The sequence below is a fragment of the Herbaspirillum sp. CF444 genome, assembly GCF_000282135.1.
In the GTDB taxonomy this organism is placed as follows: domain Bacteria; phylum Pseudomonadota; class Gammaproteobacteria; order Burkholderiales; family Burkholderiaceae_D; genus Herbaspirillum.
On the sequence record NZ_AKJW01000093.1, the window covers coordinates 1 to 22,507 of the forward strand.

Consider the following 22,507-nt stretch of genomic DNA (forward strand, 5'->3'; position numbering starts at 1 on the left):
TTTAATGTGAACAGGCCCTAGCGCGCCAGCTTGAAGATGCTGACCACCTGCGCCAGCCGTCCGGCCTGATCCTGCAGCGACTGTGCCGCCGCCGCCGCTTGTTCCACCAGCGCCGCGTTTTGCTGCGTTGCTTCATCCATCAGGGTGATCGCCTGGCCGACTTCGCTGATGCCGGCGCTCTGTTCCTGGCTGGCCGAGCTGATCTCGCCGACGATGTCGGTCACGCGCTTGACGCTGGCGACCACTTCGCTCATGGTTTCACCCGCCTGCTGCACCAGCTTGCTGCCGACGTCGACCTTCGACACCGAGTCGTCGATCAGCGTCTTGATTTCTTTCGCGGCGGCGGAAGAACGTTGCGCCAGGCTGCGCACTTCGGATGCGACCACCGCGAAACCGCGACCCTGTTCGCCGGCGCGTGCGGCTTCCACTGCGGCGTTCAAGGCCAGAATATTGGTCTGGAAGGCGATGCCGTCGATCACGCTGATGATGTCGACGATCTTGCGCGACGAGTCGTTGATCGAGCCCATGGTGTCGACCACCTGACCGACCACGTTGCCGCCCTGCTGCGCGACTTCCGATGCCGACACGGCCAGTTGATTGGCCTGGCGCGCGTTGTCGGCGTTTTGCTTCACGGTCGAGGTCAGCTCTTCCATGGCCGAGGCGGTTTCTTCGAGCGAGCCGGCTTGCTGTTCGGTGCGCGAAGACAGGTCGAGATTGCCGCTGGCGATTTCGCTCGAGGCGGTGCTGATGGTGTCGGTGCCCACGCGCACCTGGCTGACGATATTGAGCAGGTTGTCGTTCATGGTCTTGAGCGCGGTCAGCAACTGGCTGGTTTCATCCTTGCCTTCGGAAACGATGCTGGAGCTCAGGTCGCCCGACGCCACCGTTTCGGCGATGCCGACCGCCTGCGTCAGCGGGCGCGTGATGCTGACCGTCAGCAACCAGGCCAGCACGCCGCCCAGCGCCAGTTCAACGGCGCCGAGGATGATCAGGAAGTTGCGGCTGGACTGGTACTTGTCGTTCACCGCATTGGCCGAGTTGGTGATCTCCTGGCGCTGCATGTCGCGGAACTTGGCGACGGCGCCGGTATATGCCCCATATTGCGGCAGCAGTTTTTCGGTGGTCATTTTTTTGACGGCTTCCAGATCGCCGGCTTTTTTCAGCTTGAAGATTTCATTGCGGGTGGACTGATAACCGTCGCGGATCTTGTTGATTTCAGCCAGTTGCGCCACCTCTTGCGGCGCCGTGTTGACCTCTTCGATCTTTTTGCGGATCGGCAATATGCGCGCCGATTCCGCTGTGATCTGCGCCTGGAAATACTGCTGCGCGTCGGGGTCTTCCGTCTTGATCACCGCCAGCGTGCGGATGCCGCTTTCGCGAATCACGGCCAGCCATTCGTTGGCATTGCGCTCGTTGACGATGGAGTCGGTGGTCATCGACACGACGGCGCCATTGATCTGCTGCAGGCGCCACACGCTGATGCCCAGCATGACGACCATCAACATCAGAATGACGACAAAGCCGATGCCGAGGCGTACGCCGATTTTTAGATTTTTCATGTTCGATCTCCTGACGAAACGGGTGAAACGCGATGCAGCCGATGTCGGACGCAAAAAGCGGCGACAAGCCGTGAAACAAAAGCGGTGAAACCAGAGGCCGTGATGCGGCAACCGGCGCAGGTGGCCTGTCTTGCGAATAGCAATCGGCGCTGCGCATGCGAACAGAGGAGAGGGTTTGTCGGCATTGCCTTTGCAGCCTGTCGCGACGGCGGTAATCCGGGCGACGTCTCCAGCAAACAAATGCACATGCTTGTCGGCAATTATCGTTTGCCGCTCTTATATGCATACGATAGAGTATCCGATGGCTTTACAAGCAGATGAACAGAGAGGCTTTCCCGCGGTATTTAATGATTTGCGGCCGCGTTGCGCCACGACTCAGCGGGGCCAGCGGCCGTGCGATCTGAAGAGGGCGATTTCTTCTTCCAGCCACTCGCGGAAATGACGCACCTGCGGCTTCGTGGGCGCGTTGGGGACGGTGACGAAATAGTAAGCGCGGTCGCTCCTGAGCGCGATGTCGAACAGGCGCACCAGTTCGCCGGCGGCGATTTCCTGGGAAGCGATGGCGTGGCGCGTCAACGCCACGCCCGCGCCGTCGGCGGCGGCGCGCAAGGTCAGCGAGGAATCCTCGGTCACCAGCCCGCCGGCCGGATCGGGCAGATCCAGCCCCGCCAGTGCGAACCATGGCAGCCAGGATTCCTGCAGGCCATCCATGCGCAACAGCGTGCAGTCGCGCAACTGCTGCGGCGAAGAAGGCAGGCGCCCCTGGCGATAGTGCGGGCTGGCGACCGGATAGTAGAAATCCTCCATCACCATCTCCGACTTCAACCCCGGGTAATGCCCGAGCCCGAAGCGCACGCCGACGTCGATGCCGTCGCGGGCCAGGTCGTTGAGATGGCTGCTCGATTGCAACACCACTTCGATGCCGGGATGGCGGTCGACGAACTTCCACAGCCGCGGCGCCAGCCAGCGCGAAGCGAAGGAGGGCGGCGACGACACCACCAGCCGCTGCTGCCGGCTTTGTTCCCGCAGGACATCGGCCGACGCCGCGATTTCTCCCAGCGCCTTGCGGATGGACGCCGCGAAGCGCTGGCCGCTGTCGGTGACGGCGATGCGTTTGCCGTTGCGGGTGAACAACTGCAGCCCCAACTCTTCCTCCAGCGCACGGATCTGATGGCTGACCGCACCCGGCGTCACGTGGATCTCGTCGGCCGCGCGCGAAAAACTCTCGTGTCGCGCGGCCGCTTCAAAAGCCCGCAAGGCGGCAAGATTGGGCAGTTTCCGAAAGTCGGCCATGGCGTCTTCTTGTGAGAAAAATTAGTAAGAAGCGGGAATATATATCGTTTTGGTTTGCCGGTGGCGATGACTAGAATGCTTCCATCGACAAAGCAATTTTATTCGCAAAGCAACGAGAACCGTAGCACAACCAAGCGATCCGGCATCCCGGAAACAACAGTTCCAAGAGGTGGCGTCATGCAAAATATTTTCACTAGAAGGCAAATCCGGCTGCAATCCGGCGAGGTGACGTCGCTGCAGGTCACGCGCCCGGTTTGCCTGCAAGTCGGCAGCGGCCGCGTCTGGGTGACCATCGAAGGCGGCCGCACCGATTACTGGCTGTCCGGCGGGCAAAGCCTGGACCTTCCCGGGCAGGGCCTGGTGGTGATCGAATCGGTCAACACCGCCAGCAAGCTGCAGGTCGGCCTGTGCCGCCGCCATTGGGCGGTGCGCCTGGGCGGTCTGGCGCGGCGCCTGACTGCGATGATGCGGCGCTTCGGCAGCCGCACCAAGACCGTCGAAGCGCCCGGAAGCTGCGGCCGGTAAGGTTTTCAGCAAAAACTTGCCGCCTGGACAATCCCCGCGGCGCGGGCGGCGATCCGGGTTTTTCGTTACACTTGCCGTCATGCGAACCGCTCCACAGATCATCCACCGCGGCGTCGAGGCGTACGAAACCAGCTTCAACGCCATGCGCGCCTACACCGACAGCCGCACCGCCGATTCCCCCGACCAGCTCTGGATCGTCGAACACCCGCCGGTCTTCACCCTCGGCCTGGGCGCCGACATGGCCCACGTGCTCAATCCCCACGCCATTCCCGTCATCCAGACCGACCGCGGCGGCGAAGTCACCTACCACGGCCCCGGCCAGGTGGTGGTTTACCTGCTCATGGACCTGCGCCGCAACCATCCGGGCGCGCGCCTGTTCGCCCGCGAATTCGTGCAAAAGATCGAACAGGCGGTAATCGACACGCTGGCGGCGTATAATCTCGCCGGTGAGCGCAAGCAGGGCGCGCCCGGCATTTATGTCGGTTCGGGGCCGTGGCAGGGCGCCAAGATCGCCGCGCTGGGCTTGAAAATCCGCGCCAACGGTTGTACCTATCACGGCGTGTCGCTCAATGTGGCGATGGATCTGGCGCCGTTTTCCTGGATCAACCCTTGCGGCTACGAAGGCCTCGCCACCGTCGACATGCAGACGCTGGACGTCGCCGCTGCGCTGGGCGACGTGCAAACGCTGCTGGCCGACAAACTTGTTGAGCATTTTGCTTTATCGCCATCGACTTGATGGCCACAGAAATCACTACTATGACTACCGACATCACTTCCGCCGAGCCGACGCTGCGCAATCCCACCGACAAGCAAAAGGGCGCCGGCAAGACGGCCTGGATCCCGATCAAGATCATGCCGGCGGAAAAACTCAAGAAGCCCGACTGGATTCGCGTCAAGGCCGGCTCGCCGACCACCCGCTTCTACGAAATCAAGGACATCCTGCGCGCCAACAACCTGGTGACGGTGTGCGAAGAAGCGTCCTGCCCCAACATCGGCGAATGCTTCGGCAAGGGCACCGCGACCTTCATGATCATGGGCGACAAGTGCACCCGCCGTTGCCCGTTCTGCGACGTCGGCCACGGCCGCCCCGATCCGCTCGATCCGAATGAGCCGGAAAACCTGGCCCGCACCATCGCCCAGCTCAAGCTGAGCTACGTCGTCATCACCAGCGTCGACCGCGACGACCTGCGCGACGGCGGCGCCGGCCACTTTGCCGCCTGCATCCAGCGCGTGCGCGAACTGTCGCCCGAGACCCGCATCGAAATCCTGACGCCGGACTTCCGCGGCCGCATGGACCGCGCATTGGAAATCCTCAAGATGGCCCCGCCGGACGTGATGAACCACAACCTCGAAACCGCGCCGCGTCTGTACAAGGAAGCGCGTCCCGGTTCCGACTACGAATACTCGCTGAACTTGCTCAAGCGCTTCAAGGACCTGCACCCGAACACCCCGACCAAGTCCGGCATCATGGTCGGCCTCGGCGAAACCGACGAAGAAGTCCTGCAAGTCATGCGCGACATGCGCGCCCACAACGTCGACATGCTCACCATCGGCCAATACCTGATGCCCAGCGGCGACCACCTCCCGGTGCGCCGCTACGTGCATCCCGACACCTTCAAGATGTACGAAGAAGAAGCCTACAAGATGGGCTTCGTGCACGCGGCGGTCGGCGCGATGGTGCGCTCGAGCTATCACGCGGATCAGCAGGCGCACGGCCTGGTTGGTTGATTTGTGAGTGGTATAGGTTATGAGAATATCTGGAAGACGCTGAGATTTTCCATAAGCGGGTGAGGCTTAAATAATAAAGTGACGAATGTATTCGTCACTTTCAGCTGGGGAGCTGAATAACGAATTAACGGATGGCAGAAGCAAATGCATTGACGATCGCCGTCTTGCCCGCCGACGGGCATGGCTGGCGCATCGACTGGTTGGGTGAGATCGCCTTTCCAAATCGCATGATTCGCCGCAAGCAGCCATCCGTTCTCCTTCATCTGTCACGTGTGATCGCGTAGTCTGATCAATGGCAAATGTTGCGCATTACAGAATAAGCAAGAACGCATCCAATGTCGCATAAGACTCAGAAATTTACCCGCCTCAACATTGGGAAGTAAGATTTTACGCAGCCATGTTATTTATGGGGGAACCATATGACAGAATTGCTTAGCCTTAAAGAGGCATTAGATCTTTATCAAACCCAATATTCGCAAGTTGATAAGCTCTGGAGCTATTTCTCGACGTTTACTCTTGCTGTGCTCGGTTTCACCATTGGCAGCGAAAAAGCAACCAAGTCAATGAAAGAAGTCTCAACCATTGTTTGCGGCTATCTTGTTTTCTGCGCTGGAAATTTTAGCGCGCTGTTTTTAGGACAGCAGCAATTAAACGATTTTGCAAATATCGCGATGACCGCCGCGATATCTCAAGGTTACAAGCTTGATAGCCTGAAGCCCTCATCCTTATTTTCCATAGGTTTCTTTTACTGGTGCGTTGTCACAGCTGTTTGTATTGGGGTGATATTTATCGCATCGAAACGTCAGCAAGCGGCCGGCAAGTCGTGATCTTGCATGCGTAACTCATGAGTTCGATGTCTATCGAAAATAAGGGAAAGATAGTTTATTGGGAGGGAAGATGGACTACGTCGCGTCAAGAACGGCACTTTTGCACCCGGAGTTGCAACCGTCACTTTTCAAACAAGACCAGAGATGGCCAATTGTTCCTACGTGTGCGGAATTGTCCCGGTTGGCATATATCAAATTTGAAGAGAGCGATCAAGACCGGAAGACTTTGCAAGACGTGCTTGCTTCCGTCGGGATTGGCGAACCGACGTTCTTTACGAATGCCGGGACCGGAACACAAGCGTTTGCGGCCACTACATTAGATCAGTCGTCCGCCTTCATTGTATTTCGGGGGACACAATCCAATGATCCGACCGATTTGGGAACGGACCTGGACGTAATCCTTACCGAATGGACGGGCTCGGGCAAAGTACATGCGGGATTTGCGAATGCGTTCCACAGTGTGTGGGACCAGGTGCGCAGTTGGGCGGAGAATTCCGGCGCCGGGAATGTCTGGGTCACCGGCCACAGTCTCGGCGCCGCGCTGGCCACCCTTGCAGCTGCAAAGTTGAAGGATGCGAACTTAATCACTTTTGGCTCGCCCCGGGTGGGCGATGCAGACTTTGCCGACAGTTTTGCCGATAGATCTGTGGAGCGCTATGTAGACTGCTGTGATCTCGTCACTGAGTTGCCGCCTCCCGAATTGGGCTATCAGCATTTAAATGGCGAACGCTATATCGACAGGTTTGGTGACATGCCGTCAAACGCTGCCTCGGAATCGAAAAAAGCAGATCGGGAGATAGCCAGAGCCATTTACATCGTTGAACAAGGATGGCGAACCGGCAATGTCCCGATACGCGACCTCGCGGATCATGCTCCCATCAATTATGTGCGTGCAGTACTGAAGGGCAAGGAGTCCTGACCAGCATTATCGGCGTCTTGGCCGGAGCCATACAGTACCCAACATAACTGGCAGGTCAATTGTCTGAACTTGCGCAATAAAAAGGGGGAAACATGCCGTCACTGAATGATATTGACCACTTCGTGGTGCTGATGTTGGAGAACAGGTCCTTTGATAATCTGCTTGGTTCACTAGGAGACGACATCAACGGGCTTACCGGTAACGAAACCAACCCTGATGGAGCCGGAGGTACTGTAAAAGTGTGGAACGCTCCGGTAGGCCCGGGGGATGCCTGGCTTCCAACGCCGGACCCTGGTGAATTATTTACCGACATCAATCAACAGATCGGGATCAATTCTCCGCCGCCGCTGATGAATGGGTTTGCCAAAAATTATGTCGCCCAAGGAGGGGCTGCAAAAGACATCATGCATTACTTTACGCCGGCCCAAGTGCCGGCTTTGACTGCACTTGCACGCAGTTATGCCGTCTGCGACGAATGGTACGCGTCCGCTCCATGCCAGACCTGGCCAAACCGGTTCTTTGTACATGCGGCGACAGCCAACGGCTATGAAAACAATAGCCCTGTACACTTCCCGTATGACATGCCAACCATATTCAATGCCATCGACGGCAAAGCACCGAATGGATGGGAGATATATTTTCACGACTTCCCGCAGGCCTTGACGCTGAGTAAGCTCTGGAATCATTTGGACCATTTCCGGCCATTTGCGGAGTTCCTGGAGGATGCCAAGTATGGCCATCTTCCATCCTATTCTTTTATCGAGCCACGTTATTTTGCGGATACGGATTGGCCGAATGATATGCATCCGCCTCACAACATTACGTACGGCGATCAACTGGTCGCAACGATCTACCATGCGCTTCGAAATTCGCCGTGTTGGGAAAAGACGTTGCTGGTCGTGCTATTTGATGAGCATGGTGGCTGCTATGATCATGTCCTGCCTCCAAAAGCCGTACCGCCGGCCGCTCCCAGGGAGGGTCAGGCGTTTGCATTCGATCGCTATGGAGTGAGAATCCCGGCCGTCATCGTCTCGCCATTGATCAAGCGGGGAACGGTGCTCAGGGCGGCGCCGGGAACTCAACCATACGACCACACGTCAATCATCAGCACACTGCGCCGGCGATTTGGCATAAGCCAGGCGCTGACGCAACGCGATGAGTATGCGCCTACTTTGGAGCAAGTCCTTAATCTGGATGTGTTATCGAACGACGATAGAGATGTCGTACAAGCGCTGCAATCGCCGGCATCAGACAATGCGCTAGCGTTGGATCAGGCGCGTTTGGCGCCGTTGAACGACATGCAAACCGGGCTGCACGAGGCTGCAGCTCGCCTTGCGCCGCTCATCCATGGGGTGTCGGTTGCCGACCATATAGCCTCTCTGGCCGGCGGATTCAAGCCAACGGTTCCAACGGCGGCAAGTCCTGGGGAAGTCTTGCCATTCATTCGCAACGTACTCGGGAAGTTGTTGCCGTGACCGCGATCGGATTGGACAGTGCAGACAGCTCAATCAATTTATCGTGGCGCCAACCTATGCGAGGCTTAGCAGAGGAAGGGCAAAATAACAGCAGAAAACGATGGTGTCATTGCATCCATGTCCTACTCGGCTATTTGACATAATCGCCGCATGAACTAAAGAATGTTGCCTCGCGAACCAAGCAAAAAAACCTCATCTGCTTAATGCAAGGAATCAAGAAATTCGGCCCAAAATCTCAGTGACTTAGTGTATTCGCATGAGTCATTTTCGCCGGCAGCAAGTAGTCGTGATACGGCGTAAAAAACGGCCTGGTTCTTCAATGAACCAGGCCGTTTTTTATTGTGTTTTCAATTTCAAATCGCACTGCTTAATGTGCTCAGCGTGAATTGCCATCCCACATCCACGCCCACAGTCCCGGCAAATGCAAGGGCTTGGAACGGTCAGTGACCGTGCGCGCCATGACAGCGCGTCGCAATGCCGCGCTGTCGTCGTAGAACGGCTTGGCGGCCACCGTCAGGCCGGTTTCCTGCGCGCTGTCGAGCAGGATCTGCATGTATTCCTGCATATGGCGCGAGGTGTAGCGATTGAGATCGTGGAAGGTGACTTCCACCGGGATCACGCCATCGACCGTCGGCAACTCGCCGTCGGCGATGCGTTCGCGCACCTCGGACAACTGCCGCACGATATTCGAGCGGCGACGCAGGCTGAAGTTGTAGCCCCAGATCTTGCCGTCATTCAGGCTGACATCGGTCATCAGCACATGAAAGCCATGCTGCTGATACGCGGCGAAAGTGCGCTGATCGAAATTCCAGAACGGCGGACGCAAAAAAACCGGTGCTGCGCCGGTGACGGCGGCGATGTCGGCGCTACCGTCGGTGAGCGATTGTTCCAGGGCTTGCGGGCTCAGATCCCGATGATTGGTATGCCCCGGCGTGCTGGTATGGAAACCCAGAATATGACCTTCAGCATGTTCGCGCCGCATGATCTGGCGCCCGAGTTCGCTGCCGCCGGCGCCATGGGCGCGGGTCTGTACAAAAAACACCGCCTTGATGCCGGGTTGTATCGGGTTGTCGGCGAGGTCGTCGAGAATCGACAGTGTCGGATTGGCAAAACTGGATGCACTGGGGCCATCGTCAAAGGTCAGCAAGAAACGAATCGGCGCCTGCACGCGCAGGCGCTGCTCGGTCAGCGGCGTGAGCGCGATGGGCGGCGCAATACAGCCGCTCAGGATGAGCGCGACGGCAACTGCTGAGAATACGGACGATGCGGTGGAGAGTTGTTTCAAGTTGCAGACCTGTCATTTATCCATCCGTCGTGTCGACAAATCCACGGAAAAGCCGCACGGAGGCGGGGCGATTATACCTGAGCAGCTGTTGCAAACTGAATCGGCACCTGCGGCGGCAAAGCCTTGGTGTCCGGACGGCCGCGCCGCCCACGACGACACGGCGCTATACTCGCACAACATGATGCGCCGATGCCTGATCCAGGCGCCATTCTGATCCCATTGCCAAGACCCGAGAGCCGCCATGTCCGTCTCCTATCTCAGAAGCCTCGCAGGAAAGAACCGTACATTGACCGGCAACCGGCATCTTGCCTTCGTGCTCTCGGCGATTGCCGGCGCGATCAATGCGGGCGGGTTTCTGGTGGTCGGGCAATTCACGTCGCACATGTCGGGCATCCTGTCGCTGATGGCGGAGGACGTGGCCATCGGCGCGGTCGGCCTGTTGATGGCGGGGGCGGCCAGCATGTTTTTCTTCATTGCCGGGGCGGCGTGTTCGGCGGTGATGATCAACTGGGCGCGCAAGCGGCGGCTGGAGGCGGAGTACGCCATGCCGCTGATCGCCGAAGCGATCCTGCTGCTGTTCTTCGCGCTGCTCGGCGGCAACATCACCAGCGTCGAATGGCTGTTCGTGCCGGTGACGGTGATGTTGCTGTGTTTCATCATGGGTTTGCAAAACGCCATGATCACCAAACTTTCGCATGCCGAAATCCGCACCACCCATGTCACCGGCATGGTTACCGATATCGGCATCGAACTGGGCAAGGCTTTGTACTGGAACAGCAATCGTCATCCCGACATGCGCGTGCGTGCCGATGTCGCCAAGCTCAGGAATCTGTCGACGCTGGTGTTGCTGTTCTTCGCCGGCGGCGTGGTGGGCGCGCTCGGTTTTCGTCACATCGGTTTCACCTTCACGCTGCCGCTGGCGGCGACGCTGATCCTGGTCACGCTGGTGCCGGTACTCGATGATGTGCGGCGGAGCCTGCAGCGGCGTCAATAGAACGCATCTCACGCCTACTGATGAAATGGGTTCTTAGGAGATGCGTTCTGGTATCCGCGCGTCGTTTCAGTCCTGTGCTGCCTCCGCATTTTTTGGTCCCGATTTTTGCTCCGATCGATGGCGCTTTATTGCGCGGGCCGCAATCACGCCAAGCGCGGCAGCGCCGGCCAGAAGCGCGACCAGCAGCGCGACGCCGAGGGCGCGATGCGTCGCCACCCAATGCCGCGTCTTCTTCCACGCCTGCACGTACGGGAAACGTCCCGCCGCCTTGAAATCCGGTTCCACGCAGTTCTGGCCGAAGTCCGCGGAAAACGGCACGGCCGCGCCTTGCTTCACGTAACGGCGGTACAGCGTCGGCGCCAGCGCGGCGTCGTAGTAGACGAAGCCAGCTCCCTGGCACAGCACCGCAGCGAAAGCCTGCGAGCGCGGCGGCAGTTCGTCGGCGGCTTTCATGATGTAGTCGGCGGCGATGTTGCGGTAGTGATAGCGCACGTTGGGTTTGCTTTCGCTGGCGGCGTAGCGCTTGCGCTCGTCCGCGGTGACGAATGGTCCCGGCAGATCGGCGGCCGCGCGTTGTTCGGGTGTTTTGACGAGGGGCGCTTTGCTCGTATCGCCGTGCGGATATTCCCGGACCTCGGTGCGGCCGATGCCGAATGCCAGCATGCCGCCGAGGCCGGCGTAGTCGGGCGCTTCTTCGTATCCCATGATCTCCATGCCGCGCCGGCGCGCCAGCGTGGCGGCCTTGTACCAGGCTTCGGCGCGCGTCACGGCGCGCCATGCATGCTTGGCGTCGTTGAGCGCATCGCCATATTCCTTGGCCGTCGCGCGATAGCGCCAGGTGGCGAGCGTTCGCTTGCCGTCGGTGTAGTAATTCTCGTCGACATCGACGTAGCGCAAGTCCTGGTCGTCGGGGAAGTAGGGCAGCGCGTCGGCGACGCGTCCCTCGCGCACCAGGCGGCGCGCCAGCAGCCGGCGCAGGTAGTCGGAAAGTTGCGCCGGATGCGCGCTCAGCCATTCGTAATACGGCTTGTCCGGCGTGGCGGGGAGCTTCTGCGGCGGCGCCGGCACGGGTGTCGCCGGGACGTGCGCATCGACATAGGTCTTGAGTTCATCGACCGTCAATACGCGCTCCGCCAGGTACCAGGTGTCGCCGCTGTAATCGCCGTAGAGCGGGTGGCTGAGACTGCCCTCTTTTTCGCGGGTCTGGCCGGCCCTGGTGACGTTGTACAACTGGTCGAAGGCTTCGACGTACTGGCCGCGCGACAGCGTCAGCACGCTTTGCTCGGCCTTGATCAGACCGAGCGAGGCGGGCTCGACGCTGGCATCGTTTTGCGGAAAGGCTTTCGATGCTTCCGCATAGGCTTGCGCCGCCGTCGCGACGTCGCCCTTGCGCAAGGCCAGCTTGGCGCGCACCCAACTGCCCAGCGCGCTGCGCTGCCGGTCCGCCAGCGTCTGGGCCAGATCGTAGTAGCCGCTGCGGTAAGCGAGCGCGGCTACGCGGTCGGCATCGGCAATGAGGGCGATGCCTTGTTTCTCCAATGCCGCCACCAGCGACGGCAGTACCGGATTGACCCTGGCGTCTTTAGCGCCTCTGGCGGCGTCGACATAACCATAGCCGCCGCCCCAGATATCGTATTCGGCCGGCTGGCTGGCATCGTCGCCGTTCATGTCGCCCACGCGCGCCAGCGCATAGCTGACCAGCAGGCGTTGCGACAGCGGGTCGTCGATCAGCTTTTGTGCACGCTCCGGGTCGCTCAGCGCCCAGGCGGCGATGCTGCGCAGCGATTGCACGCCGCTGTCGGAATTGCGCGCCGCCTGCTCGGCATACAGATGGATGGCTTGCTTCAGGTCCGCCGCGGGAACGTCGTCGGCGCACGGCGTGGCGTTGACGAAGTCGAGGTAGCCGCACGGCGTCGCGCCCTTGACGAGAAACACGCGCGCCTGTTCGCCGTAGCTGGCCACCGCCAGCCCGTTGGGATCGGGCGCGCCGGCCGCCGCGCGCGCACGCGCCAGCGTGTACGCCTGGGTTGCCTTGGCGCGTTCTTCCGCCGGCTTGTTGCCGGCGCCCGACATCGCGCCGGCATGGCTTTGTCCGAGCATGTAGGCAGCCCACACGGCGCGCTTGTCGCCGTCGTCCCTGGGCAGGTCGAGCACGGCCTGGAAGCGTTTTTGCGCACGTGCGCGGGCGGCGCCTGCGGCAAGATAATCCACCGCACCGGCAGCATACAAACGCACCGCGGGCGGCAAGTCGGCGCCTTGCGCATACGCCGCATCGCCATCCTTGAGGGCGCGCACGGCCTTGAGCTGGGCACGCTGGGCGGGCGTCATGAACGCCGCATCGGCGGCGTCGGCCGCGCTGAGTTTGCCGGGCGCAGCGTACGCGCCGTCGTTTTCGTTGGCTTGCAGCTTGTCGCTGCTCCTGGCCAGATGCGCGGCTTCGTAAGCAAAGGAATTGGCCGGCGTCGCTTTCAGGGTGCCGGCGCGATCATTGAGCACCTGCAAGGGGAAATCGGGGCCGCAAGCGATCACCACGGCGGCGCCGAAAGGGAGCGCCAATGCGGCGGCAAGGCGAAGCGGTTTACTGTTCACGTTAGCGTTCCACATGGAGTTGGATGTCTTGTTGCTGGCAGCGCACCCAGCCGATGTTGCGCTGGTAGCCTGCGCGCAGAAGTCCTTCGCGCGTGCGCCGCAGATATTTGCCTTTGGCGTCCGCCTCGAGGGCGTAGCCGTTGATGCCGTCGGCGGCATCGCAGGCTGACGCGGCATCGATGCGCACCACCGGCGGCAGCGCGCTGTCGGCATTGCCGATGTTGTGCAGGGTGAGGTCATGCAGGCCGGCTTGCGCGTTGGGCAGCGCTTCGACCGTCACGGCCGACTTCAACGGCTGGCGCGCCAGCACGGCTTGCCAGGTCGGCAGGCTCCAGTTGCGCTGGTCGTCCTCGGTCGGCAGGCGGAACCAGACCACGCCGATCAGCCCCGGCGACGGATCTTTATCCAGTTGCGCGAGGAAGGCGCTCACCGCCGTCGGCGATGCCGCCAGTTCCTGCGAGGCATGGCCGGAGGCCAGCAGCGGTCGTTCGCTTTCCACCGCGCTGATGCGGCCGTTGTCGTCCCAGCTCACGCGCGTGCCGTAAGAGGGCAGCGCCACGCGCCAGGGATGCGCGGTTTGCTTCGCATAGGCTTTCAGCCAGGCATGCGCGCGCTCGGCGTCGAACAGGCCCTGGCGCGGATTCATCACGGCATGCACCTGCAGCACGGACTCGTCGGCCACGGCCAGCAGCTTGTTCAGTTCGGGACTGCTGAGCCAGGTCGGCAAGGCCGTGATCGACAGCGTGGTGTCGCGATCCAGGCTTTGCCGCAGGCCGACGAGAAAGTTGCGATACACCGGCAACTGAGACGTCGGGCAGTCGTAGTCGATTTCCACGCCCGCCACCGGCACGTCCTGTTGCCGCCAGCGCGCCAGCAGAGCGGCGATACGGGTTTGCGTGGCGGCGTCGAGACTGTCGGTCTGGCCGTCCAGCCGCACCACCATCACGATGGCATGCGTGGTCGCTCGGAGCGCCTGCCAGTCGGGGTAGGCGGTTTTCCACTGGCGCTGTGCGCTTAACTCCGCGGCGAGCACGCGCCAGCCGCCGACCAACTGATCGCTGGCTTGCATCGCGTTGCCAACCGCCGGACTCCATTGGCGTTGCCAGATATAAGCCTGCTGCGGCAGGACTTGCGGCGTGCGTTGGCAGGCGGCGAGCATGACGCCGCACAAGGACAGCGCAAGCAGAAGAAAAATCTCACGCAGGCGCCGATATCGGTAGCGATGGTGCAAGCCGAATGTTGAGCAGCGCAGCATGTGTGGTGTGTGGGATTGCCGGTTGGGAGTTGACGCAGGCAGAGCATTGTCCGCAGGAGTGCGTCACTGGCCGTCATTCTAATTTATCCGTCTGACGCTGCGCTGAGGCGTGTCGGATTTATTCGCGGATGTTGCAGAAGCGCGCTGCATTATCCGATCGACAAATCGGGCGATGCAGCGCGCAAGGTATTGTTGATGTTGCAGCGGCTTGGGTGTGCTGTGATTAAACCGCGCCGCGCGTATCCACATACACCGCGTACAGCGAATGGCTGCTGGCCATGAACAGGCGGTTTTTCTTCGCGCCGCCGAACACCAGGTTGGGGCAGCGTTCCGGCAGGTGGATGTGGCCGATGGCTTTGCCTTGCGGCGTGAAGACGCGCACGCCGTCGAGCTCGGCCGCGTTGGCGTCGAGCGCGCCGTTGCTGCCCCAGCCGCACCACAGGTTGCCGTCGACGTCGACCTTGAAGCCGTCGATCGCGCCCGGGCCGGCGGCATCGACCGCCAGCGTGCGCGAACCGAGTCTGGTGCCGTTGTCGGTCAGCTGATAAGCCCAGATCAGGCGGTTCGGCGTGGCGCGCGATTCGACGATGTAGATGACTTTTTCATCGGGCGAGAAGGCCAGGCCGTTGGGGCCGGCCAGCGCGTCGGTGATCAGGCTCAGCTTGCCGGTCTGGCCGTCGATGCGATACACCGCATGCGGCAGTTCCGAGGCTTGCTTGTCGCCTTCCCATTCGCCGGCGATGCCGAACGGCGGATCGGTGAACCAGATCGAGCCGTCCGATTTGCAGACGATGTCGTTGGGCGAGTTGAAGCGCTTGCCGTTGTAGTTGTCGGCCAGCACGGTGATGCGGCCGTCGTATTCGGTGCGGGTGATGCGGCGGGTCAGGTGCTCGCAGGCGATCAGGCGGCCTTGGCGGTCGCGCGCCAGGCCGTTGGTGAAGTTGGCCGGATTGCGGAATACCGAGGTCGTGCCGGTGACTTCGTCCCAGCGCATGATGCGGTTGTTGGGGATATCGCTGAACAAGAGGTAGCGGCCGTCGCCGAACCAGACCGGGCCTTCGACCCAGCGGAAGCCGGTCGCCAGTTGCTCGACCGTCGAGCTGTACAGGCGGTATTTCAGGAAGCTGTTGTCCAGCACCTGCACGTTGGGATCGGGGTAGCGCTGGCTGGCCTTGAAGTCGAAACTCTGCGCCCTGGCGGTCAGGGCGGTGGCGGCTAGGGCCAAGCCACCGAACAATGTTGTACGACGAGTTGCGTCGAAACCGGCAATTTTCTTCTTGGCTTCTTGATTCATCGAGATCTCCATGTGGGGAAAGAATACCGACGCCTCCGATGCGCGGACATGGCCCGGCAACCAGGAGAAATCAGGCTTGATCCATATAGGCATGGGTTGCGACGGCAATGCCGGTGCGGCATGTCGCAAAGAGGGTGATGCTGTCTCCTGGGTGGCAGGCCTTGGCGTTGAGCAGGCCTGTCCATACTTATATGTTATCGTACATCATATAAGTATGGATGCGGATTGGCAACGCAAATTTTCCGCTCGGGAAATTTGCCCGCGAGCTCAGGCCCCGTTCTCGCCCTGACGCATCAGATCCGCCATCCAGTCCACCAGCACGCGCACGCGTCGCGACAGCTGGCGTTGATGCGGATAGAGGATGGACACCGCCATCGGCGCCGGGCGGAATGCCGCCATCACCTCCACCAGGCGACCCTCCGCCAGTTGCTGCTGCACGTGATAACGCGGCAACTGCACCAGTCCGAGGCCGCCTTCGCAGCAACTGACATAAGCCTCCGCATGACTCACGGCAACCTGGCCGGGCAGGCTGAGGTTGTAGGTTTCGCCATCGACGACGAAGTCGAACGGCAGGATCTTGCCGCTGACCGACGAGAAATAATTGACCGCCTGATGCGTGCCGAAGCTTTCCAGCGAATCCGGCACGCCGTGTTTTTCCAGGTAGGCCGGGCTGGCCACCGTGACCTGGAGCAGGCGCGCCACGCGCCGGATCACCAGGCTGGAGTCGCGCGGCTCGCCGGCGCGCAGCACGCAATCGTAGCCTTCGCGCACCAGGTCGACGGCGCGGTCGCCCATGCCGATTTCCAGCTCGATCTGCGGATACTGCGCGCAGAACTCGGGCAGCCGCGGCAGGATGAAATGCATCGCCAGCGATTCCTGCAAATCGATGCGCACCTTGCCGCGCGGGTTGGAAGCGGCGGCGCTGAAGGCGGATTCCGTTTCTTCCAGATCGGCCATCAGCTGCACGCAGCGCGCGTAATAGGCATTGCCGTCCAGCGTCGTGCTGACCTGGCGCGTGGTCCGCTGCAGCAGGCGCACGCCCAGCCGCGCTTCCATCTGCTTGATGGTGTGGGTCACCGTGGCGCGCGGGATGTGCAGGTCGTCGGCCGCCTTGGTGAAGCTGCCCAGCTCCACGATACGGGTGAATACGCGCATTGCGTCGAAACGATCCATGGCCGGGTTTCTTTGGTAAAGATTGTTGGTGATTTTTGAATAGTTATCGCAATTTAAGCATATTTATCCAAAATCAACCACGGTCCACAATGGCTTCACTGATTCGCTGAGCAGCGGTCACAAGGAAACAAGCCACCCATTTATCCACCATCAGGAGCACATCATGGAACAAGCACAACAAGTCGCCATCGTCACCGGCGCCTCGCGCGGCATCGGCGCTGAAATCGCCAGACAACTCGGCAAGGAAGGCTACGCCGTCGTCGTCAACTACGCCGGCAACGCCGCCGAGGCGCAAAAGGTGGTCGACGCCATCGTCGCCGGCAATGGCAGCGGCAAAGCCATCGCCATCCAGGCCGACGTCGCCGATCCGGCAGCCGTCGACGCCATGTTCGACCACGCGATTGCCGCCTTCGGCCGCGTCGACGTGCTGGTCAACAACGCCGGCATCATGCCGCCGAACCTGCCGATGCTGGCCGACACCGACGACGCCACCTTCGACCGCCTGATCGCCGTCAACCTCAAGGGCAGCTTCAACACCATGCGCGCTGCCGCCACCCGCCTGCAGCAGGGCGGGCGCATCGTCAACTTCTCGACCAGCGTGATCGGCCTGGCCATGCCGGGCTACGCGGTCTATGCCGCCACCAAGGGCGCGATCGAAGTCATGACCAACATCTTCGCCAAGGAGTTGCGCGGCAAGCAGATCACCGTCAACGCCGTCGCGCCGGGACCGACCGCCACCGCGTTGTTTTTGAACGGCAAGACGCAGGAAGTCATTGACCGCTTGTCCAAGGCCGCGCCGCTGGAACGTCTGGGTTCGCCGGATGACATTGCCAAGGCAGTGAGTTTTCTGGCGGCGCCAGGCAGCTGGATCAATGGACAAACGCTGCGCGCAAACGGCGGCCTTGTTTGAAGCAGAAATTCAACGCATCTCGCATACGAAGGAAACCATCATGAACAAATTAGTCATCCTCGTCACTGGCGCGTCGGCTGGCATCGGCAACCTCACCGCGCGCTCGCTGGCGCAAGCCGGTCATTCCGTCTACGCCGGCATGCGCGACATGCAAGGCAGAAACGCGCCCAAGGTGCGCGAGCTGCAGGACTGGAGTTTTGCGCGCGGCCTCGATGTGCGCGCCGTTGAACTGGACGTGTTGTCGCAAGAGTCGGCGGACGCCGCCGCCGCGCAGATCATCGGCGAGCAAGGCCGCATCGACGTGGTCGTGCATAACGCCGGTCACCTGGTGGTCGGTCCGACCGAAGCCTTCACGCCGGAAGAAATGATCAAGGTCTTCGACACCAACGTGCTCGGCGCGCAGCGTGTCAACCGTGCTGCGTTGCCTTATATGCGTGTGCGCCAGTCGGGGCTGCTGCTGTGGGTCAGCAGCACCACGGTGCGCGGCGGTTTTCCGCCGTTCATGGGGCCGTACGCCGCCGCCAAGGCCGCGATGGATTCCATCGCCGTGACGCAGTCGTATGAACTGGCGCGCTTCGGCATCGAAACCTCGATCATGGTGCCGGGCGCATTCACGCATGGCACCGATCACTTCCCCAATGCCGGAAAACCGGCCGACCAGAAGACGGCCGACGCCTATGCGCGTTATGCGGGACTGATGGATCAGGTCGGCGCGCGGCTGTCGGCGTTGTCGCCCGAGCATGCCGATCCGCAAGCGGTCGCCGATGAGATGACGCGCATCGTCAACCTGCCCGCTGGTCAGCGCCCGTTCCGCGCCGTGGTGGACTTCATCGACGACGGTGCGGGCGCCGTGACGGACGTCGCCGAGCGCGTGCGCGAAGAGTTCGCACGGCGCATCGGTATCGATGATCTGTTGCATCCCGCGGTGATTGCCTGAAGTTCATCGCGGCGAGCAAGCTCAGTGCAACAGGCGCGCGACGCCGCCGGTGCGGCGGCGCACTCCGGCGACCAAGGTGGTTGCGGTAGCCATCATGGCGGTCACGGCAAGCATCGCCGCCATGTGCACGCCGACTGCCGCCAGCGCCAGCAGCAGCGAACCGGAGGCGGTTATTTCACGCGCCGGCGAATTGCTCAGGCACAGGGGCACGAGCGCCGGCACCAGCATCAATCCCGCGCCATGCAGGGTGGACATCATGCACGACCAGAGCGCCAGTCCGACATGACTTGTCGGCGTCCGGCGTTGTTGGTCGCTGCGTCCGGATAAGCGATAGGCGATGCCCAGAATCAGAGCGGCAAGCAATATGCCGGCCGTGATTTTCCACGTGATGCGCTCCATCTCCACGCCAAGCGCCACTGCAACAGCGACCAGGGCGACCGATGTCGCATGGCCGGCGGCAATCGGCATCAGCGCGCGCAGCGCCTGCAGCCGATTGCGCGAGCGCAGGCCCCATGCGGCGGCGAACATCCAGCCGGTGCATGGGTTCAATCCGTGCAGGGCGCCTGCGCCTGCAACCGCCAGCCACGGCCAGAGCGTCGACATGACACGCCCACGCGTTCAGGTGCGGGCATGGCAACATGCGCCGCCCATTGCCGCAGGTTTGGCCGCGGTCGATTCATAGCGGTCGTGATGGCGCACCCACGCCATTCTGTGGGATGAGTCGCCTTCATCGCGGCCTTTGGGCGTGAGGTCCATCATGGCATAGGCGCCGATCATGACTTCCACGCCACGGCCATAGGCCGAATAGGCATGGAATACTTCACCGGCGTCGTTCTTGCAGAACACGCTGATGCCGGGCGCTTCGCTCGCCGGGAAGAAGCGCGTGCCATAGTTGTAATAGACCTCGCCTTGGGCCTGTTCTTCGGGCGTGAAGCTGACCGCGAAGTCGAAGTTGAAATCGCTGTCGTGCGAAGACGCCCACGGAAATTGCCAGCCCATGCGCTGGCGGAAGCGTTCGATCTCGGCCAGCGGCGCGCGCGAGATGGCGACCGGGGTGATGTCGCGCTGTTTCAGATGCACGTTCATGCCGTCGGCATGGTCCGCCATGAAGGAGCAGCTCGGGCAACCCTGTTCCCAACCCGGTCCGAACATGAAGTGCTGCACCAGCAACTGGCTGCGGCCGTCGAACAGTTCGGCCAGCGTGCGCCGGCCGGCGGGCGTGTCGAAGACGTAGTTTTTCGTGACGCGTTCCCACGGCAGCGCGCGGCGTTCGCGGGCGATCTCGTCGTGCAGGCGCGTCAATTCCTTTTCGCGCGCCAGCAGCGTCTTGCGCGCGCTCAGCCATTGTTCGGCGGAGACGATGGGGTGGTTCACGGTAACTGCCTTGTCGGCGATGGTGTTCATGATGTTCTCCTGGTTTAAAGAGTCATTAAGGTTGCAGATGAAGTTATCGATGGACGTGCGCGATCCCGGCCGTGAGGCCGACAAGATCGTTGTTGCTGGATGAAATGAAAACGGGCGTCAGCAGAAGGCGTCTGCGCCCGGCCGGCGGCCGGTCAGGCGCCGCTTGCCTTCGGCCGCCGCACGGCGCGCACCTTGCCGCTCAGGCCGCCGCCGCAGTAGAACAGGTCGGCGCCGTCCGACTCCAGCCCGCTGACGCCGACGCCGGGCGGCATCGCCAGCCGCTCCAGCACGGCGCCGGTGTCTGGATTGATGCGGCGCAGTTCGCTTTCTTCGGCTTCCCAGGTGCCATGCCACAGTTCGCCGTCGACCCAGGTCACGCCGGTGACGAAGCGGTTGGAATCGATGGTGCGGATGATGGCGCCGGTGGCCGGATTGATGCGGTGGATCTTGCGATCGCGATGCTGGCCCACCCACAGGCTGCCTTCGGCCCAGGTCAGTCCCGAGTCGCCGCCGTGGCCCGGCGCCGGGATCGACGCCAGCACCTTGCCGCTGGTCGGATCGATCTTGTCGATGCGCTGTTCGGCGATCTGGTAGAGGTAGGTGCCGTCGAAGGCGGTGCCGGCGTCGCAGGCATGATCGAGCGTGCGCGTGGTTTCTCCGTTGGCGGGATCGAAGGCGATCAGTTTGGCGCCGGTGGCGGCCCACACGTGCCGGCCGTCATGGGTCACGCCGGCCACGCGGTCGGTGCCGGGGAAGGGGCCGTATTCGCGCACGATTTCGGCGGGATGGGTCGGCACGTCGGCGTTGCTGCTTTTCTGGGTCATGGTCGGCTCCTTGGTAGCTCGTTTGCGCCGTTCATTGGCGCTGCAAAACAACTTGGGACAACTTTATTCCATCGGCAGCGCAGCGGGGAGTAACAAGATTGTCGTGAATCTTGCTGTGATTCCTGCCAACGGCGGCGACAGCCAGCGCTGCGTGCGCGCCCGCCCGATCGAGCGCACGCGTCCTTCGGCCTCCAACTCGGCTAGCGCACGTTGGACGGTGCGTTGGCTGGCGCCGAGGGCCAGCGCCAGCGCCGAGGTCGACCACGCGGCGCCGTCGGACAGCAGCGCCGCCAGCGAGGCTTGATCGCCGGCGATGGGCGGCGCCAGCACGGCCACGGCGCGGCCATCAAGCGGTTTGAAGACGAAGCCGCGCGGCGTCGCTTCGATTTGCGCCAGCGAGGCGACCAGCGCGCGCAGGCGACCGATCTCGACGCGCAGACGGACACGATGCGATTCGTCGGGATCGCGCGTGCGGAAGGCGCCGGCGATCAGTGCTTCGCGGTCGATTTCCCCGGGCCAGGCTTCGGCCAGCGCACGCGCCAGCGAGAACAGCATCGGCCGCCGCGCCAGCGACTGCCAGGCGGCGCCGACGCCAACGCCGATACCAATCCTGCGGCGGCAGGCGTCGACCACCAGCGTGTCGGAGGCAAGCAAGGCGGCGACTTCATCCAGGCGCAGGCTTTGTTCATCGCCGGCAAGCAGACGGCGGGCGGCGGGACGATGGAACATGGCTTGCGCATCGGCGACTTCCGCCAGCAGTGCCGGCACGCGGGCGTGACGGGCGGCTTCCTGGGCGCGTGCAAGCGCCAGCCGTGCCGGTTCCATACGCAGGGAACGCAGCGCCAGTTCCGCCGTCGTCAGTTCGGCCACTGCGGCCAACGACGGCGACAAGCCGCGCGCATCGAGTTGCGCCAGCGTGGTCTCCGCTTCCGCCAGGCGACCCAGCAACAGAAGCCGGCGCGCCGCGATCAGGCGCGCCTGCATGGCGTTGGCGCGATCGGCATGGGCCTCCAGTGTCGCCAGCGCCGCCGTCAGCGCGCGCGGCGAACCGCCGATGTCGCGCTCGGCCAGGGCCACTTCCGCCTCGGCGACGACACAGCGCGCGCGCGACAATTCTTCATGCGCGCCGAAACCGCGCGCGGCGCGCCGCAACAACTCGCGTGCACGCAACAGCTCGCCCAGCTGGGCCATGGCGATGCCGCGCAAGGCCAGCGCCGGCGGGTCGTCGCGCAGGGCGACGTGTTTGAGGGCGCCAAGCGCATCGCCGGCGGCGAGCGCGCGCGCGGAGGCGGCGATCAGGGAATCCATGGCGAGAGGATACACCGGGATGTTGCGCCCGCGAGACCTGCCGGACGGCACTAGGGCCTGTTCACATTAAATCTGCGAGATGCGTTGCTGCCGGAAAGCGTGCTGGCAAGGCGCGTGGCGTAGCAGGTGGCGGGCCCACCTGCAAGCCATGCAACGCCGCCAGTGCGCTTTCCGGCAGCAACCCTTCGGGAACGGCTGGGGGGGGGGG

20 protein-coding genes and 1 pseudogene are annotated in these 22,507 nt (G+C 62.2%); 10 read left to right on the forward strand and 11 right to left on the reverse strand.

All coding sequences use genetic code 11. From position 1 onward, the window contains the following. Positions 1-17 precede the first annotated feature (17 nt). Entirely contained in the window at positions 18-1,559 is a 1,542-nt protein-coding gene (locus PMI16_RS21385) for a methyl-accepting chemotaxis protein (RefSeq protein ID WP_007883511.1), read from the reverse strand. A gap of 375 nt (positions 1,560-1,934) precedes the next feature. Continuing rightward, positions 1,935-2,852, reverse strand: coding sequence for a transcriptional regulator GcvA (gcvA, locus tag PMI16_RS21390; RefSeq protein ID WP_007883512.1), 918 nt, complete (start codon positions 2,850-2,852; stop codon positions 1,935-1,937). Between the two features lie 177 nt (positions 2,853-3,029). Between gcvA and PMI16_RS21395 the strand changes: the two genes are divergently transcribed. The 7 genes from PMI16_RS21395 to PMI16_RS21420 all read left to right on the forward strand — a co-directional run bounded on the left by PMI16_RS21395 (position 3,030) and on the right by PMI16_RS21420 (position 8,326). After that, positions 3,030-3,377: a DUF2917 domain-containing protein gene (locus PMI16_RS21395; protein WP_007883514.1), complete on the forward strand. Its 348-nt coding sequence runs from the start codon at positions 3,030-3,032 to the stop codon at positions 3,375-3,377. A gap of 79 nt (positions 3,378-3,456) precedes the next feature. Beyond that, positions 3,457-4,113 (forward strand): lipoyl(octanoyl) transferase LipB, encoded by a 657-nt coding sequence (lipB, locus tag PMI16_RS21400; protein ID WP_007883516.1) that lies wholly within the window; start codon positions 3,457-3,459, stop codon positions 4,111-4,113. A gap of 20 nt (positions 4,114-4,133) precedes the next feature. Further along, positions 4,134-5,105 (forward strand): lipoyl synthase, encoded by a 972-nt coding sequence (gene lipA / locus PMI16_RS21405; protein ID WP_157212742.1) that lies wholly within the window; start codon positions 4,134-4,136, stop codon positions 5,103-5,105. 131 nt (positions 5,106-5,236) lie between these two features. Next, on the forward strand, positions 5,237-5,389 hold the full coding sequence (locus tag PMI16_RS26090) for a hypothetical protein (protein ID WP_157212743.1): 153 nt from the start codon (positions 5,237-5,239) through the stop codon (positions 5,387-5,389). A gap of 135 nt (positions 5,390-5,524) precedes the next feature. Continuing rightward, positions 5,525-5,932 carry a hypothetical protein gene (locus PMI16_RS21410; RefSeq protein ID WP_007883520.1) on the forward strand — a complete coding sequence of 136 codons (408 nt, stop codon included), beginning with the start codon at positions 5,525-5,527 and terminating at the stop codon, positions 5,930-5,932. A gap of 70 nt (positions 5,933-6,002) precedes the next feature. Next, positions 6,003-6,851: a lipase family protein gene (locus tag PMI16_RS25075; RefSeq protein WP_007883522.1), complete on the forward strand. Its 849-nt coding sequence runs from the start codon at positions 6,003-6,005 to the stop codon at positions 6,849-6,851. A gap of 92 nt (positions 6,852-6,943) precedes the next feature. Continuing rightward, entirely contained in the window at positions 6,944-8,326 is a 1,383-nt protein-coding gene (locus PMI16_RS21420) for an alkaline phosphatase family protein (RefSeq protein WP_007883524.1), read from the forward strand. 376 nt (positions 8,327-8,702) lie between these two features. On the opposite strand, the gene PMI16_RS21425 is transcribed toward PMI16_RS21420, so the two are convergent. Further along, complete coding sequence (locus PMI16_RS21425) at positions 8,703-9,611, reverse strand: polysaccharide deacetylase family protein (protein WP_007883525.1); 909 nt, start codon at positions 9,609-9,611, stop codon at positions 8,703-8,705. 241 nt (positions 9,612-9,852) lie between these two features. On the opposite strand from PMI16_RS21425, the pseudogene PMI16_RS21430 reads away from it, so the two are divergent. Next, a pseudogene (locus PMI16_RS21430) lies at positions 9,853-10,599 on the forward strand (YoaK family protein); the annotation flags it as partial. 72 nt (positions 10,600-10,671) lie between these two features. Here the strand turns inward: PMI16_RS21430 and PMI16_RS21435 are convergent. The 4 genes from PMI16_RS21435 to PMI16_RS21450 form a co-directional block, all read right to left on the reverse strand. Then, positions 10,672-13,194 carry a hypothetical protein gene (locus PMI16_RS21435; RefSeq protein WP_237719913.1) on the reverse strand — a complete coding sequence of 841 codons (2,523 nt, stop codon included), beginning with the start codon at positions 13,192-13,194 and terminating at the stop codon, positions 10,672-10,674. A 1-nt stretch (position 13,195) separates the two neighbouring features. Next, positions 13,196-14,353, reverse strand: coding sequence for a DUF3142 domain-containing protein (locus tag PMI16_RS21440; RefSeq protein WP_237719914.1), 1,158 nt, complete (start codon positions 14,351-14,353; stop codon positions 13,196-13,198). Between the two features lie 319 nt (positions 14,354-14,672). Further along, on the reverse strand, positions 14,673-15,743 hold the full coding sequence (locus PMI16_RS21445; protein WP_007883530.1) for an SMP-30/gluconolactonase/LRE family protein: 1,071 nt from the start codon (positions 15,741-15,743) through the stop codon (positions 14,673-14,675). Between the two features lie 267 nt (positions 15,744-16,010). Beyond that, a complete protein-coding gene (locus PMI16_RS21450) occupies positions 16,011-16,916 on the reverse strand; it encodes a LysR family transcriptional regulator (protein WP_007883536.1) in 906 nt (301 codons plus the stop codon). Between the two features lie 163 nt (positions 16,917-17,079). On the opposite strand from PMI16_RS21450, the gene PMI16_RS21455 reads away from it, so the two are divergent. Then, entirely contained in the window at positions 17,080-17,826 is a 747-nt protein-coding gene (locus tag PMI16_RS21455) for an SDR family oxidoreductase (RefSeq protein WP_007883542.1), read from the forward strand. 40 nt (positions 17,827-17,866) lie between these two features. Continuing rightward, positions 17,867-18,763 (forward strand): SDR family oxidoreductase, encoded by an 897-nt coding sequence (locus PMI16_RS21460; RefSeq protein ID WP_007883544.1) that lies wholly within the window; start codon positions 17,867-17,869, stop codon positions 18,761-18,763. A 21-nt stretch (positions 18,764-18,784) separates the two neighbouring features. On the opposite strand, the gene PMI16_RS21465 is transcribed toward PMI16_RS21460, so the two are convergent. The 4 genes from PMI16_RS21465 to PMI16_RS21480 form a co-directional block, all read right to left on the reverse strand. Continuing rightward, positions 18,785-19,366, reverse strand: coding sequence for a hypothetical protein (locus PMI16_RS21465; protein ID WP_007883546.1), 582 nt, complete (start codon positions 19,364-19,366; stop codon positions 18,785-18,787). A gap of 15 nt (positions 19,367-19,381) precedes the next feature. Further along, positions 19,382-20,167: a DUF899 domain-containing protein gene (locus PMI16_RS21470; protein ID WP_007883547.1), complete on the reverse strand. Its 786-nt coding sequence runs from the start codon at positions 20,165-20,167 to the stop codon at positions 19,382-19,384. Positions 20,168-20,319: 152 nt separating this feature from the next. Next, the gene (locus tag PMI16_RS21475) at positions 20,320-20,991 is read right to left on the reverse strand and encodes a Vgb family protein (protein WP_007883548.1); all 672 of its coding nucleotides are present in this window, start codon (positions 20,989-20,991) and stop codon (positions 20,320-20,322) included. 63 nt (positions 20,992-21,054) lie between these two features. Continuing rightward, a complete protein-coding gene (locus PMI16_RS21480; protein ID WP_034381738.1) occupies positions 21,055-22,299 on the reverse strand; it encodes a DNA-binding protein in 1,245 nt (414 codons plus the stop codon). Positions 22,300-22,507: the final 208 nt, after the last annotated feature.